This is a genomic window from Variovorax sp. SPNA7 (genome assembly GCF_033807855.1).
Taxonomy (GTDB): domain Bacteria; phylum Pseudomonadota; class Gammaproteobacteria; order Burkholderiales; family Burkholderiaceae_C; genus Variovorax; species Variovorax beijingensis.
In genome coordinates, this window is the sequence record NZ_CP138514.1 from 767,239 (window position 1) to 781,203 (window position 13,965).

Genomic DNA, 13,965 nt, shown 5'->3' on the forward strand with positions numbered 1-13,965 from the left:
TTTCGCGACGTCGGCGCGACAGGCTACAGTCGGCCACAAGCCGACCTTCGCCGCAGCCCTCCAACTTCACAGCCTATGCCCATCGAAGCCAGACTTTCCGTTCCTGAAGGAGGCAAGGCTGCCGAGAACCTTCAGACATGCTTGGCGCTTCGCGCTGCCCTTCAAAATGCCAGGGCGGACGGTGGACTTCTCTTGATAGACGTGAAGAGCGTTCTGCTTCTCCAAGATGTGTATGGCCGTGTCCACGACCACGCTCCGTCCGACCTCCTACTTTGGCAGAGGGACGCGGCTCGTCCCGTGCTGTTCGAACCGGACCTCCGGGATTTCGAGAAGGTCGGGTACCTCGGCACATGGAATCTTGACTTCCTCCGGTGGCTTCGCGGCATTTCCATCGAAGCGTCCGAGGTGGTCGAGATTTACTATGAATACGAGCGCGGCGACACCCTCTACGAGTCGGCGTGGTGGGAGAGCGCCCCGTCGTCAGCAGAGGGAAGGGTAGAGGTTTTCGGCATTCAGAGCAACGACGGCATGGACGAGCCGCTGTGGCGAGCGGAGGTCATTCGATTGGCCGACGGCCGCATCGAGGTTCGCGAGGGTTAAGGCGACTGCCGGCCATAACGAGACGTTCCCGATGACCATTCCTCTGCCTTCCAGCTACCGAGACTTCATCGACACGAATGGATTGTTCGAGGGCTTCATTTCGCTGGCCGGCGAGGAGCAGTACGTCATCCTCTGGGACGAAGACGAGGTGGCTACCTCCAATACCGAGATGGAAGTCGGCGTGTACGCCCCAGGCTTCTTGGCCTTCGCCGGAAACGGCGGCGGCGAAATCTACGCCTTCGACGAAGCCGGCGCCGTTTTCATGTTGCCTATGATTGGAATGGAGCCAGGCGCTGCATTCAAAGTGGCGGACGACTTTCTCGAACTTGCGCAAGGCTTTCAGCGAACGGCTTCGCCTGACAGGTGACTGCTTTGGGGAAAACCGTACAGCCGGTTTGGGCCCTGAGCCGTCTTTCGGTCCTCCCCAAAGCAGCCCTTCCTTTCAATCGCTCGACGTCTTCATTCCCATGGTCGACATAGGTCCAGTGACTCCAAGGAGCCGGCTCGCCAAACTGCGTGACCCTTGGTCTTGGCGGTGAACACGCCGTGCAAAAGAACATAGCTCCGGTTCTTGCAGGCAGAAGAAATTGCCGTCCAATTCGACGGAAGCACCAGCGAAACAGAATTCAACGAGATACGTGCGGTCAGGTCTTCCTTGTGGAGGTACAGAGCATCGCCTTCGAACTCGGTGTTTAGAACGCCAATCACCGCGACCTTTTTGCCTTCGAAGGCCTCTGGATTGGCAATCAACTGAACCATCGACACCTCGTACATGCCGCACTCGCCATTCGCAGCGCGCGGGAGCCATAGCGAGCAATGCTGCTCAGCACTCACCGGATTGAATGCTAAGCCCACAACGAGTGCTGCCGCTGCACCTCGAAGGTATCCGCCGAGATTCATCCGCCTTTTCATAGCCTAATACTAGTTATGGATTGCTCGGTTCGGTGACGTCGGCGAAGGACTGGTTCTGGCCGCGCCCTGGCGTTCATAGTTGCGGCTCGGCGCTGCGGACCACGGTACGAACGCATTGGAACAGCGGGCTGCTCTTCTCTGGACCATGGACCTGCTGGCACTTCTCGACCTGTGGTAGCACCGTTGCGAGGCGCGGCATCCTCATCCCGCCCAACGTTTCGCGAAAACACACTTCGGAGCGGAAGGAGTACTGGGTATACGGCGAGAGGCCCGGAAAATCGAACGTGTCTTCGACGCTTTCTCGCATCGCGCTCACCACCCGCAGCGACAGGGCCTTGGGAGCCTCAGGTACAAGCGCGAGCACTTCCGCTTTGTTACGCCCTTGCGCACGCAGCGCGCCCGCAACCAAGGTCGACTTCGCCTGGTCGAGGCAAAGGACATTGGACGCTTTGACCATCTCATCTGGGTCGGGAAGCAGCCAGCGTTCGACCGGCTGCGCGTTCACGGCCGTCACGACCATGGCTCCGATGAGAAGAAGGGCTCGCTTCATAGGTTTCAAGTTGATGCCCCCCAACTGGAGGGTGAGGTGGAACGTCTGGTTCTGGCCGACTGAGCCGGAGCACGAGCGATCACGCCGCGGTATACAGCGGTCTTGATCGCCGTTGTGAAGCGGCTGGGCCCAGGCTAGGGTCGCTCAACAAGCCATCGCTCGATGAAGTTTGAAAATGTGACGTCGCCATCTGGCTCGAAGCGCCCGCTCAAGCTGTCGATGCTGCCGAAGATCGTACCCTCGCTCCGGAACTGAAAAGCCTCTTGTCCACCGGCAAAGTCATCGCCGATCAGAACCACATCCCGCAAACCATCCGCGGTAACTTGATCAAACACGAAAGAGGGCTCCGCTGGTCCTCCATAGACCGAGTATCGGCCGTATCCGATGGCACCGAAACCAACCTCGCAGAGAAACTGCACGTAGTCACTTGGCAGCTTCGGGTACTCCGCCAGGAGAGCCGCTTTTCGCTCGTCCGTCATCAACTGAAGCCTGGATTCAGGATAGTGATCTAAGAGGTACTTGCGCAATTCGTTGTGTGTCATGGACGCTCGATCGTGGCGAGAGGGCCGCTCCTTGCCGATTGTTGACCGCCCCATTGTCAGTGCGCACACGCTCCCGATGGCTTCCGTTGTGACGCAGCGACGAAAGTCCGCTAATGGCCGCTACCGGGTGCTTTACCCCATGCTGGACTTGGAGCCTCTGCGCGGCACGAGCGCGTACACGACCATCAGCACCCCTATCGCCGTGGCTGCCCACGCGCCATGACCGCGGTCATCTGTAAGCAACATCATTGCGCCGAGAAGCATGTTCGGGAGTGCGGACTTTGCACTGTTGGCGTTCGCGGCTGCGGCGTGCAAGCTGTGTTGCGCAACAGCAATCAGAGCCAAGCCTAGAAAAAAGAACACGGAGCGCATCGAGTTGAACCTGCATGGGAGATTGATTGCGTCAGATTGTGGCTCGGTTCCGAAGGCTTCTCTTGGCCGATTGTTCCCCGACGCTCGTTCAGTGCGCACACGCTCTTGAAGACCGCGATTGACCATGTGGGGCCGAGGTAGCTTATTGGAGTACGCCCCAGGCGAACCAGGCGAGGATTCCCGTTACGAGCACCCAGTTGCCCTTGCGGCAGATCTGCCTTCCTTCCTCCGAGTACTCGTCGCCCGAACCGACGGACCAGGCGACGCCTGTCAGAAGGATGCGCGCTGAAGGCGATTTTCGCTTCTCCGCATCCAAGACATGTCCGCCCACGACCACTCCGAGGTAGGTGTAGTAGATGCCGCAAGCCGTGCCAAAAAGGGCGAGGAGAGTGTGCAGAGTCATGTCTCATGCTGTCAAACGTCGTGCCGGCCAGGGCCAGGGGCCTTCAGTGCGCGGACCGTCCGGCCCGTCAGAAGCTCAGCCGTGAATACTAGTTGAGTGCTCGTCTTGAAAGATCACTCGGGGCCGCATCCTGCCGGCCGACGAGTCACCCCGGCTGTCACGAATTGGCCACCTTGACTCGCACCTTCACGTCAGGCGATCTACCTAGGACTGCTGCCAGTCGACTTTCCCCGTTCGCATCAGGACGAACGCGCCGACGATTGTTCCGATGGGTACTGCGAACAGCAACAAAACGCCAAGGACTCGGGAAAGGTTGCGACCCCAAGACTTTCCAGCTTCCACGCCACGCATTGCAAAAAAGTGAAGCAGAAACGGCAAGCCAAAAACTGCGAGCAAGATCGCCGCACCAGCGACGCTCGCCTTGTCACTATTCAGATTAACCATGCAGGCCAACGCCGCCAGCAAGCCGTAGAAGACGGCCATACCAAGGTGAATGCAGGAGAGAGACTTGTTCAAGTTTTTTCCGTCTGTAATTGTTGGGCGCAGCCTTCGAAATGTATCGAGGCCTCGATCAGCACCTTAGTCAGCACAATACAAAACGCAGACAGCGTGACGGAAGTCCGGTCCTGGCCGGGTGCAGCCATCGGTCGCATTCTGCCGTTTCTGCAGCCCGCGCCGGTGGCCAGCCCAGCGCGCACGCGCTGTGGCTAGCGCCGCGATGCGGCGAACAAGACACCCCAAGATCGTCCAGCGGTCGACCGAAGTGCAGCGCGCTCCCTGTCGAGGACCGTCTGGGTGACGGCAGCAGTTGCAGTTCCAAGCTCGGCGAAAAAATCCCATCCCCCAGCGAAACACGACACCGAGCCCCGCAGTCACCCGTTCGTGAAGACGCTCTTGCGAATCGAACCATGGATGCCCCAGTTGGCGTCCACCACCTGGGTCACGCCGAAGTCGGCCGCCACCGACAGCAGCGCGATGGCCTCGTCCTCGCTGAGGCGGTGCACCGTCATCAGGAAGCGGCGTAGCTTGCGGAAGGCGTCGCGCATGGCCGGGTCGAGCGACGACTTGCCGGCGATCGCCGTCTGCGCGTCGGGTCCGAGCGCGGCCAGGTAGTTGGGGTAGGTGAAGCCGTAGACCGACCACAGCTCTTCGGTCTCCAGCAGCGGATGGTCCAGGCCCTCGAGCAGGGTGCCGCCCAGTTCGGACTGCTTGTGCAGGATGAACTCGAAGTCACCCGTCAGCGAACATTCGATGGCCGTGCCGCCGAGCTCGCTGTCGCCCTGGGCGGCATGCGGGTCGCCCACCGAGAAGAAGGCGCCGGGCACGGCCACCGGGTAGTACATGCGAGCGCCCTTGCCGACGCGCCAGTCGTCGATGTTGCCGCCGGTGTAGCTCGGCGGAATGGAACTGACGAAGTCGGACTCCGACGGCGCAAGGCCCATGGTGCCGAAGTGCAGGCGGGCCGGCACCTTGACGTTGCGCAGGATGTCTTCGCGCTTGCGCACCAGCGTGTGGTCGACGCGTACGCCGGGGTAGTCGATCATGGTGTGCACCACGCCGTCGGGGTCGGTCTGGGGCGTCCACACATAGTTGTAGACGGCACGTGCAAAGGGCTCGCCCGAGGTGTCGAGTTCAAAGATCGTCACCACCTCGCGCGGCTTGGGCTCCTCGATCAGGTCGCGGAAATGGAGGCCCCAGGACGCGGCTGCGTTCGAGCCGAAGCAGCGGCCCGCATAGCAATGGTTGCAGCTGGGCCGCGGGCGCACGTCGAGGATGCGCACCTCCAGCACGTCGCCCGGCTCCGCGCCTTCGATGACGACCGGCCCGGTCAGCAGGTGCACGCCGACGCCCTCACCCTCGCCGAGCTTGAAAGGCCCCTCCACGGGACCCGCGCCGCGGCGCGGCACGGCCTTGTGCTCGCGCGTCCACGCGAACACCGACTCGGCGCCGGGATCGCCGGCGACCATGCGCTCATGGTCGTCGTTGGCATGGTGGGTCAGGGTCTCGATCGTCACCCGGTCGCCGGACTTCACGACGAGCGACGGCGCGACCGCCTTGCTGAAATAGCCCCAGTGGACGGTTTGGGGGGAGACTGGCAGGGTGTGATGTTTCATGGGGTCCTTCAGGGAGCGGGGCTCAGGCGGGCACGGGCGTCGATGCGGCCGGCAGCACGTCGGCCGACATCACGCGCAGGAAGCGGGCGGTCTCGCGGTGCCGGGGGTGCTGCAGCACCTCGAGCGCAGGCCCACTCTCGACGATGCGGCCGCCGGAAAGAAACACCACGCGGTCGGCCACCTCGGCGGCAAAGCGCAGTTGGTGGGTGGAGATGACCATCGTCAGTCCTTCCTCGACGGCAAGCCGGCGGATCACCTCCAGCACCTCGTTGACCAGTTCGGGATCGAGCGCCGACGTGGGCTCGTCCAGGAGCAGCACGCTGGGCCCCGGTGCCAGCGCGCGGGCGATGGCCACGCGCTGCTGCTGGCCGCCGGACAAGTGGCGCGGCAGCGCGTCGACGCGGTGCGCCAGGCCCACCCGCATCAGCAGGTCGCGTGCGCGGCGGTCGGCGTCCGCGGCCGACCAGCCGTGCACCCAGCGCAGCGGACCGGCCACGTTCTCGCGCGCCGTCAGGTGGGCGAACAGGTTGAACTGCTGGAACAGCATGCCCACGCCCAGGCGAGCGCGCTCGCGAGCCAGATCGCTCGGGGTCATGAGCTGGCCGTCGGGCCGGTAGCCCAGGCGCTGGCCGCCGACATGGACCTGCCCGGCGTCCCAGCTTTCGAGATGGTTGATGCAGCGCAGGAGCGTGCTCTTGCCCGAGCCGCTCGGGCCCAGCAGCGCGACCACTTCGCCGGCCTGCACCGTGAGGCTCAGATCCCTGAGCACGGCCTGCGGACCATAGGCCTTGGACACGCCGCTGATGCGCAAGGCCACCGGCGCATCGGCCAGCCGGGAAGCGCGGGCCGTGCGCTCGCAGGACGATGCGGCGGGAAGCGGCCGAACAACGGGGGCCGCGTCCTCGGGCTCGACCGCTGGAACTTCTGCGCCTGTTGCCTCTTCTTCCGAAGCCGAAGGGCTGGCGGACGGTGCCGCGGCACGGCGCCACGGCAACCACCGCGCCAATCCGCGCAACGCCTGCGGCCGGTCCAGGTCGAAGCGCGCTTCGAGCGCCAGTTGCACCAGGCTGATCGCGCCGGTCAGCACCAGGTAGATCAGGCCGGAGGCGAAGAAGACCGAGAAGAAATCGAAGGTTGACGAGGCCAGCTGCGAACTGCGCAACGTGAGTTCCTGCACTGCGATCACCGACGCGAGCGAGGAGTTCTTGAGCGTGCTCACCGCCTCGTTGCCCATCGCGGGGATCATCGATCGCAGGGCTTGCGGCGCGACGATGCGGCGCATCAGCACCCGCGGTGTCATGCCCAGGGCCTGGCCGGCCACCACCTGGCCGCGGTCGACACCGACCACGCCCGAGCGGAACATCTCGGCAATGAACGTGGCCTCGTTGAATGCCAGCGCCAGGCCGGCGGCCAGGAGCCCGGGCAGCACGATGCCGACATGCGGCAGCGCGTTGTAGAAGAAGATCATCTGCAGCGCCAGAGGCGTGCCGCGGAAGATCACCGCATAGCCGCGGGCGAATGCGGCCAGCGGCTTGAAGCGGCTGAGCTGCATGGCCGCAAGCACCAGCCCCACCACCACCCCGCCCGCCAACCCGATGCCGGTGGCTGCAAGCGTGAAGACGATGCCCTGGATCAGGTAGGGCATGGAGAGGTAATGGAGGAACAGATCCATCTCACTTCACCACGAGCAGGCGCGGCGCCTCGAGGTTCTCGACCGGCAGGCCGTTTTTCTTGAGCAGTTCGGTCTGGATGCCGGCCTTCTGGATCGCTACCAATGCGGCCATCACCGCGTCGCGGAAGTCCGCCTTGCCCTTGGGCACGGCGATGCCCACGGAGTACGGAAGCGTCACCGCGGCCGCTTTCTCCAGCTTGTCCGGATACGCCTTGACGGCGCTGTCGACGGTGTTGACGTCGTTGATGTAGGTGTCGGCGCGGCCGGCGAGGATGGCCTGGATGCAGTTCTGGTTGTTGTCGTAGAGCTGGATCTCGGGCTCGGGCTTGCCCATGGCCTTGCACTGCGGCGCGAGCGCCTGGATCAGCGGCACCTCGACATAGCCGGTGTTCTCGGCCGCGACCGTGCCGCACAGCGAGCTGTTGATGCCGGTGATCTTCTTCGGGTTGCCCTTGGCCACCAGGACGCCGTCGAACACCTTCGAGTAGGTGATGAAGTCGGCCGCCTTGGCACGCTCTTCGGTGGCGTAGATGTCGGAGATGACGATGTCGGCCTGGCCGGCCTGCAGCGTGGTCAGCAGCGCCGCGAAGGTCACGGGCTTGTAGGTGAGCTTGAAGCCCAGGCAGCCGCCGATCGTCTCGCCCAGGTCGATGTCGAAGCCGATGTATTTGCTCGGATCCTTGGGGTCGATGGTTTCGTAGCCCGGCGTGTGCGGGTTGATCGCGTTGACCAGGGTCTTGCCCTTGAATTGCGGGTATTTGGCCTGGAGTGCCGCGCACTCCGCCGGCGCCTTGGCCGCCTCGGCCTGTGCGGGCGCGGCGGTCAGCGCGAAGGCCGAGAGGCCGATCGCCGCGACGGCCGCGGCGCGCATGCCGGCCAGTGCGAAGGCGCGAAGCCGGACGCAGCGTCCGGCCGGGAGGGGAAGGTTTTGCATGGTCCGAGGCTCCTGTGGAGACGGCGCGAGCCGGCTGGCACCACGCCAGCCTGCTGCACCGCACCATGCGAGCGTAGGAGCCGGGACGCCGCCGCACTTGTCCGTGGGCGCACGACTGCTTGTGCGGCCCCCCTGCGGCTACCGGCGCATCACGCGAAGGGCAGCCGGGGCCTGTTGTTGACGCAGGTGCTCAGCGCGGATGAGGAAACAGCCGCTCGATCGGGCAATGCGTCTTGATGAACGGCGACTTGATGACGATGTAGCTGAAGTACTTGGAGATGCCGATGTTGCGTTCGAGCAGTTCCTCGATCACTTCCTGGTAGTGGTTGACGCCACGGGTCAGGAAGCGCAGCAGGTAGTCGTAGCCGCCGCTCACCAGGTGGCATTCGAGCACCTCGTCCACCTCGCGGATCGCGGCCTCGAAGCGCACGAAGTCCTCGCGGTGGTGGTCCTGCAGCGTGACCTCGGTGAACACGGTGAGCGTGTCGCCGAGCTTCTCGAGCCGCAGGTGCGCGCCGTAGCCGGCGATGTAGCCGGCCTGCTCCAGGCGCTTGACCCGGATCAGGCAGGGACTGGGCGACAGGCCGACCGCATCCGCGAGGTCGACGTTGGTCATGCGCCCGTTCTGCTGCAGCTGGGCCAGGATGCGCAGGTCGAGTCGGTCGATCTTGAAAGCTTCAGACATGGCCATCCTGAAAAAACGAAAGAGGATCCGATTCTGCTTTGCCGGCGCAGCCCTGGGGCAGTGCTTTCCCGCTCAGGCCGCCAGCGCAGCGCGCACGTCGGCGGCGTCCAGCACCTCGTCGAGCGTTTTCTTCAGGCGCGCGAACATCTGGGCGAACTCGTCCTCGGTGAAGGTGAGCGCCGGCGCAAAGCCCAGGATGTGGTCGCCGAAGGAGCGGAACACCAGGCCGTTGCGGTAGCCGGCGGCAAAGATGCGGTCCGCGAGGCCCAGCGCCGGATCGAAGCCGCGCTTGCCCTGCTTGTCGCTCACCAGCTCCAGCGCACCGAGCAGGCCGCGGTGGCGCGCATCGCCCACCAGCGGATGCGCGCGCAGCGCATCGAGGCCGGCCGCGAAATGCGCCGCACCGCGCTGGCCGTTGGCAAGCACCCCGCCCTCTTCGTACAGCCGCAGCACCTCGAGCGCGACCGCGGCGCTCACCGGGTGGGCCGAATAGGTGGCGCCATGGCCCACCGGCACGCCCGCCGGTGCGCCGTCGGCAATGCCGGCATAGACCTTCTCGGACATCATGGTCGCGCCCATCGGCACGTAGCCCGAGGTCAGGCCCTTGGCCATGGTCATCAGGTCGGGCTCCACGCCTTCGGCCTCGCAGGCGAACATGGGACCGGTGCGGCCGAAGCCGGTGATGACCTCGTCGACGACGAACAGGATGTCGAGCTCGCGCGCGGCATCGCGCATGGCCTTGAGCCAGCCCTTGGGCGGCACGATGACACCGCCCGAGCCCTGGATCGGCTCGCAGAAGAACGCGGCCACGTTGTCCGCGCCGAGCTCGGCCACCTTGGCGCGCAGCGAGGCCACCGACGCGGCGATCAGGGCCTGCGGATCGGCGCCGCTCGCGTGGCGGTACGGGTTGGGCGACGGGATGTAGTGCTGCGTGGGCAGCGGCAGGTCGAAGCCGCGATGGAAAACGGGCAAGGCCGTGAGGCCCGCGCCGGTCGACGAGGAGCCGTGGTAGCCGCGCTCCAGCGCGATGAACTGCTTCTTCGACGGCTTGCCGATCGCGTTGTAGTACTGCACGATGAAGCGCACGGCGGCATCGACCGCCTCCGAGCCGCCGAGCGTGAGGTACACGCGCGTCAGCGATGCGGGCGCGATCTGCACCAGCTTTTCCGCGAGGCGGATGGCCGGCTCGCTGCTGAAGTGGAAGTAGCCGGTGGCGTACGGCAGGCGCCGCATCTGCTCGGCCGCGGCCTGCACCACGCTCTCCTGGCCGTAGCCCACGTTCACGCACCACAGGCCCGCGAAGGCATCGAGCAGTTCATGCCCGTTGGCATCGGTCAGCCATGCGCCGCGGGCCGAGGCCAGCACGGTCGGGCCGCGCTGCTCGTGCGTGCGCCAGGGCGAGACGGGGTGGATGAGGTGGGCACGGTCGATGGCGTCGAGCGTGGCGTGGCGAGGCAATGCGGTGGGGTGTGTCATGGTGGGCGGAGGTCGGGCCTTTGGATGTCCAAAAGCTTAGGCCGCACGCCCCTTGCGCGGGTGCTGCATTGAGGGCCTTGCACAAAGCAGACTGCGGTTGTGCGGGTCGCTGCAGCAGATCCTGCCGTCGCGCAAGGGTCATCGTGAATTCACGCCGGCCGCACCCGGCCGGTGGCGGCCACACCCAGTGCCAGGGCAAAAATGGCGATCAGCCCGAGCCCCAGCAATTGGCCCGCAGGTGTTTCCGAGGACTCGGCCGACGGACTGAAGCGCGGCTGGGCAGCGAAGTCGCGGGAGCCGAAGCGCACTTCGTTGAACAGGTAGGGGTAGTAGTAGGCCCGCAGCCGCGCGTGGAAATCCGCGATGCGATCCTGATAGGCCAGCTGCGCCTGCAGGTCGGTATCGGCCTGGCGGTGCAGCGCGGCCTGCACGCCGACGCCCGGCAGCAGCCAGCCCAGGCGCGAGGTCCAGCGCTGGCGCGCGAGCAAGCCTTCGCGGTATGCCGCCACCTGCGGCGCCACGCTCTGGTCGCCGAGCTGCTGGAAAGCGTAGTACCACTTCCAGTGAAAGCCCGAGGGCAGCGGCGCCGTGTGCCGCCATTCGGGGTGCGTGCGGAAGAACTTCTCCATCGTGGCCTGCGGCGGCAGGTCCCAGGCGGCGTGCACGGCCTGGCGCTGCGCCAGCATCAGCTCCACGCCCTGGTGCACCGGCAGGGCGCGCGCAAGCGCCGCGTTGGCGATGGTGGGCAGGACGAGCGTCAGCACGGCCCAGCAGCCCATGAGGGCCGTGGCGTTGGCGGCGGAGCTTCCGCCTCGCGTCGCAACCAGCAGCGCCAGGCCGCTCCAGAACGCGAGGTAGGCAGCCGTGGCGCACAGGACGGTGGCCACGGTTGCCATCGCGCTGCCGCTGCCCAGCGCACCGGCGAGCACCGGCAGCACCAGGCAGCCGAAGACCAGCGCCGTGCGCAGGCCCGCGCGTCGCAGCCACAGGCGCCGGCCGGCGCCCGGCATGGCCAGCAGCGTGCCCAGCCGGCCCGAACGGCGCTCGTTCGAGACCAGGTCGTGCAGCAGCGCGATCAGGAACAGCGGCGCCAGGTACACCAGCACGAAGGCGAAGTCGAAGCGTCCGGCCAGCGCCAGCTCGGGATTGAAGCTCTCGCCTTCGTGCAGCTGGGCCTGCAACGCCAGTGCGCGCACGCGCAGCACGTAGGGCGCGGCATCGCGCAGGCCGAGCGCGAGGAACGCGGCCGGCGACGGCGCATCCCAGGTGCCGTGGAAGGTGTAGTACGCGGCGGAGCCGGCGTCGCCGTCCTGCGCGTACTTGCGCGCCTGCGCTGCCAGGTCCTGCTGCTGCAGCGCGGCCAGCCGCGCGATGGTCTGCTGCTGGCGGGCCACCTCGCGCATGCCCGAAAGCACGGCCAGGACCGACAGCGCCAGCAGCAGCACCAGCGCGGCGACCGCCAGCCTCGACCGCACCAGCAGGCGCCATTCGTGGGCGAGCCAACTCATCGTGTGATCCTCCCCAGGCGGCGCGTGGCCAGTGCCAGGAGGCCCGCAAGGGCCGCCAGCCAGAGCAGCAGCACACCTGCGGCAGGCGCCGCGCGGCGCAGTGCCTCGGCGGGCGCTGCGGCCTCGTAGCGGAAGTCGGCAACGCCGTGCCAGTGGTCATGGCCGATGCGGCTGTCGCGGCTGGAGCGGTCGCCGGCGAAGCTGAGCTTCTCGGCCTGCAGCCGGTTGAGCGCCTGCACCAGGCGGTAGCGGTGGCGTTCGGCCTGCTCGACGAAGCGGCGGTAGTTCTGCAGGTCGGTGCCCGCCGCGGCCATCGAGAGGCGGCGCAGCGCGATCACCGGGCTCAGCAGCGCGGCGCCGTCGACGAGGCGCAACTGCGCGGCCTGGCGCTCGAAGCCGGCGCCGGCGTAGCGCTCGAAGAGCGCGCTGGTGAGCCGCTCGCCTTCCATGCCCAGCAGCCCCTTGTAGTTGACGGGCAGGTCCTCCACGCGGGCGACGCCGTACTGCGCGAGCACCTTCTTCCTGAAGCCGGCGAAGTAGGGGTCGTCGGGGTCGTGGCTGTCACCCAGCGCGGCCAGGTCGTGCGCAACCGCGATGTCGGTTTCCAGGCGCGTGGGCAGCGCCAGCGCCGAGGCCGCGAGTTCGGGTGCCAGGCGCGGCACGAGCACGACGCCGATCGCCCAGATCGCGAGCAATGCGACGAGCGCGTCGCGCCCCCGCGCGAACCATGCCGACAGGCCGACGATGCCGACGGCCCAGATCAGCAGCCACAGGCCGTAGCCCGCCGCCAGCGCGGCGGCAAGGCTGGCAGGCACCGGTGTCGTGGCGCCGATCCACAAGAGCGCCAGCAGCGCCGGCAGCAAGGCCGCCGCGGCCACGCCGCCCAGGGCCAGCACCTTGCCCGCCACGATCTGCCACGGCCGGACGCCCTGGGCGAGCAGCACGCGCAAGGTGCCCGATTCGCGTTCCCGCGCCAGCGCCGCATGGCCGACGAAGACCAGCAGCAACGGCGCCAGCACCTGCAGCACGAAGGCCGGCGTGAGCTGGCCGAAACGCAGCAGCAGCGAAGACTGCCGCACGTCGCCGAAATTGGCGCTGTTCTGCCGATGCCCCTCGAGGAAGAGCGTGTGGCCCGTGTAGGCGTCCACGCCCGAATCGAAGGCCGCCAGCGGGTTCAGCGGCCGGAACACGAAATGCCCGTAGTGCACCATGCGGTGCGGGTGCCGGTCGGGCTGGGCCTCGAACTCGTGATCCACCTGCGCCTGGTGGCGCGAACGTTCGGCATCCGCCGTGCGGCGCTGCTCCCAGGCCGTGAAGGCAGCGACGGCCGTCAGCAGCAGCAGCAACGCCAGGCCCAGTACCGCGACGTGGTCGCGCCGCAGCAGACGCCATTCCTCGCGCGCGATGCGCAGTGCGGCGCTCATCGCTGCGCCTCCTGGCCCGCGTAGCGCCGGTGCAGTGCGCGCACGTCGAAGCGCTCCGCGCCCGCGGCAGCGACTTCCTCGATCAGCCGCCCGGCTTCGATGAAGCCGATGCGGTCGGCCACGTCGGCAGCGCCGAGCAGGTCGTGCGTCACCATGAGCACGGCCACGCCCTGCGCCCGCAGCAGTCCGAGGATGCGGCTGAACTCGGTGGTGGCCTGCGGGTCCAGGCCCGAGGTGGGTTCGTCGAGCAGCAGCGCCGGTACGCGGCGCGCCAGCGCCAGCGCGATCGACACCTTCTGGCGCATCCCCTTGGAAAACCCGGCGACGCGCCGCCCGTGCGCCGCGGCATCCAGGCCTGCGGCCGACAGGGCTTCGTCGATGGCCTGCGCACCGGCGGGCTGGCCCGCGAGGTGCAGCAGGTAGGCCACGTTCTCGCGTGCGCTCAGGTGCTCGTAGAGCGCCACGTTCTCCGGGATGTAGGCGAGCTGGCGCCGCGCGGTGGTCGGGTCGGCCACGGGATCGGCGCCGTTCACGCGCACGCGGCCGCTCGCGGGCTGCACGAAGCCCAGGAACAGGCTCAGCGTGGTGGTCTTGCCCGCGCCGTTGGCACCCAGCAGCGCGTAGATCTCGCCGGCGCGGACCGTGAGGTCCAGCCCGTGCAGGATGGTGCGCGCGCCGTAGCCGGCAACGACGCCGTGGGCTTCGAGGGCGGGGTGGGATGCGGCCGCGGCATGCGGCGGCAATGGCAGATCGGTGGGGGTCATGAGGTGCAT

General features: G+C 66.8%; 15 protein-coding genes. 2 read left to right on the forward strand and 13 right to left on the reverse strand.

The window, feature by feature from the left end; all coding sequences use genetic code 11:
• Positions 1-75 precede the first annotated feature (75 nt).
• Together RZE77_RS31340 and RZE77_RS31345 are read left to right on the forward strand one after the other, a co-directional pair.
• A complete protein-coding gene (locus RZE77_RS31340) occupies positions 76-600 on the forward strand; it encodes a hypothetical protein (protein ID WP_319442580.1) in 525 nt (174 codons plus the stop codon).
• Positions 601-631: 31 nt separating this feature from the next.
• The gene (locus RZE77_RS31345; protein WP_319442581.1) at positions 632-967 is read left to right on the forward strand and encodes an SMI1/KNR4 family protein; all 336 of its coding nucleotides are present in this window, start codon (positions 632-634) and stop codon (positions 965-967) included.
• Between the two features lie 92 nt (positions 968-1,059).
• Here the strand turns inward: RZE77_RS31345 and RZE77_RS31350 are convergent, their stop codons facing one another.
• The 13 genes from RZE77_RS31350 to RZE77_RS31410 form a co-directional block, all read right to left on the reverse strand.
• Positions 1,060-1,500 carry a hypothetical protein gene (locus RZE77_RS31350; RefSeq protein ID WP_319442582.1) on the reverse strand — a complete coding sequence of 147 codons (441 nt, stop codon included), beginning with the start codon at positions 1,498-1,500 and terminating at the stop codon, positions 1,060-1,062.
• A gap of 85 nt (positions 1,501-1,585) precedes the next feature.
• Positions 1,586-2,032, reverse strand: a complete 447-nt coding sequence (locus RZE77_RS31355; protein WP_319442583.1) for a hypothetical protein — start codon at positions 2,030-2,032, stop codon at positions 1,586-1,588.
• Positions 2,033-2,196: 164 nt separating this feature from the next.
• Positions 2,197-2,604 (reverse strand): hypothetical protein, encoded by a 408-nt coding sequence (locus RZE77_RS31360; protein WP_319442584.1) that lies wholly within the window; start codon positions 2,602-2,604, stop codon positions 2,197-2,199.
• Positions 2,605-3,118: 514 nt separating this feature from the next.
• A complete protein-coding gene (locus tag RZE77_RS31365; protein ID WP_319442585.1) occupies positions 3,119-3,379 on the reverse strand; it encodes a hypothetical protein in 261 nt (86 codons plus the stop codon).
• 204 nt (positions 3,380-3,583) lie between these two features.
• A complete protein-coding gene (locus tag RZE77_RS31370; protein WP_319442586.1) occupies positions 3,584-3,895 on the reverse strand; it encodes a hypothetical protein in 312 nt (103 codons plus the stop codon).
• Positions 3,896-4,251: 356 nt separating this feature from the next.
• Positions 4,252-5,493 carry an acetamidase/formamidase family protein gene (locus RZE77_RS31375; RefSeq protein ID WP_319442587.1) on the reverse strand — a complete coding sequence of 414 codons (1,242 nt, stop codon included), beginning with the start codon at positions 5,491-5,493 and terminating at the stop codon, positions 4,252-4,254.
• A gap of 22 nt (positions 5,494-5,515) precedes the next feature.
• Positions 5,516-7,165, reverse strand: a complete 1,650-nt coding sequence (locus tag RZE77_RS31380; RefSeq protein ID WP_319442588.1) for an amino acid ABC transporter permease/ATP-binding protein — start codon at positions 7,163-7,165, stop codon at positions 5,516-5,518.
• A gap of 1 nt (position 7,166) precedes the next feature.
• Entirely contained in the window at positions 7,167-8,099 is a 933-nt protein-coding gene (locus RZE77_RS31385) for an ABC transporter substrate-binding protein (protein WP_405547735.1), read from the reverse strand.
• A 190-nt stretch (positions 8,100-8,289) separates the two neighbouring features.
• Positions 8,290-8,784 (reverse strand): Lrp/AsnC family transcriptional regulator, encoded by a 495-nt coding sequence (locus RZE77_RS31390; RefSeq protein WP_015865681.1) that lies wholly within the window; start codon positions 8,782-8,784, stop codon positions 8,290-8,292.
• A gap of 72 nt (positions 8,785-8,856) precedes the next feature.
• Positions 8,857-10,260, reverse strand: coding sequence for an aspartate aminotransferase family protein (locus RZE77_RS31395; protein WP_319442589.1), 1,404 nt, complete (start codon positions 10,258-10,260; stop codon positions 8,857-8,859).
• A 149-nt stretch (positions 10,261-10,409) separates the two neighbouring features.
• A complete protein-coding gene (locus tag RZE77_RS31400) occupies positions 10,410-11,768 on the reverse strand; it encodes an ABC transporter permease (RefSeq protein ID WP_319442590.1) in 1,359 nt (452 codons plus the stop codon).
• Positions 11,765-13,192: an ABC transporter permease gene (locus RZE77_RS31405; protein WP_319442591.1), complete on the reverse strand. Its 1,428-nt coding sequence runs from the start codon at positions 13,190-13,192 to the stop codon at positions 11,765-11,767. The genes RZE77_RS31400 and RZE77_RS31405 overlap by 4 nt, the downstream gene beginning before the upstream one ends.
• The gene (locus RZE77_RS31410; RefSeq protein ID WP_319442592.1) at positions 13,189-13,956 is read right to left on the reverse strand and encodes an ABC transporter ATP-binding protein; all 768 of its coding nucleotides are present in this window, start codon (positions 13,954-13,956) and stop codon (positions 13,189-13,191) included. Before RZE77_RS31410 ends, RZE77_RS31405 begins: the two co-directional genes overlap by 4 nt.
• Positions 13,957-13,965 lie beyond the last annotated feature (9 nt).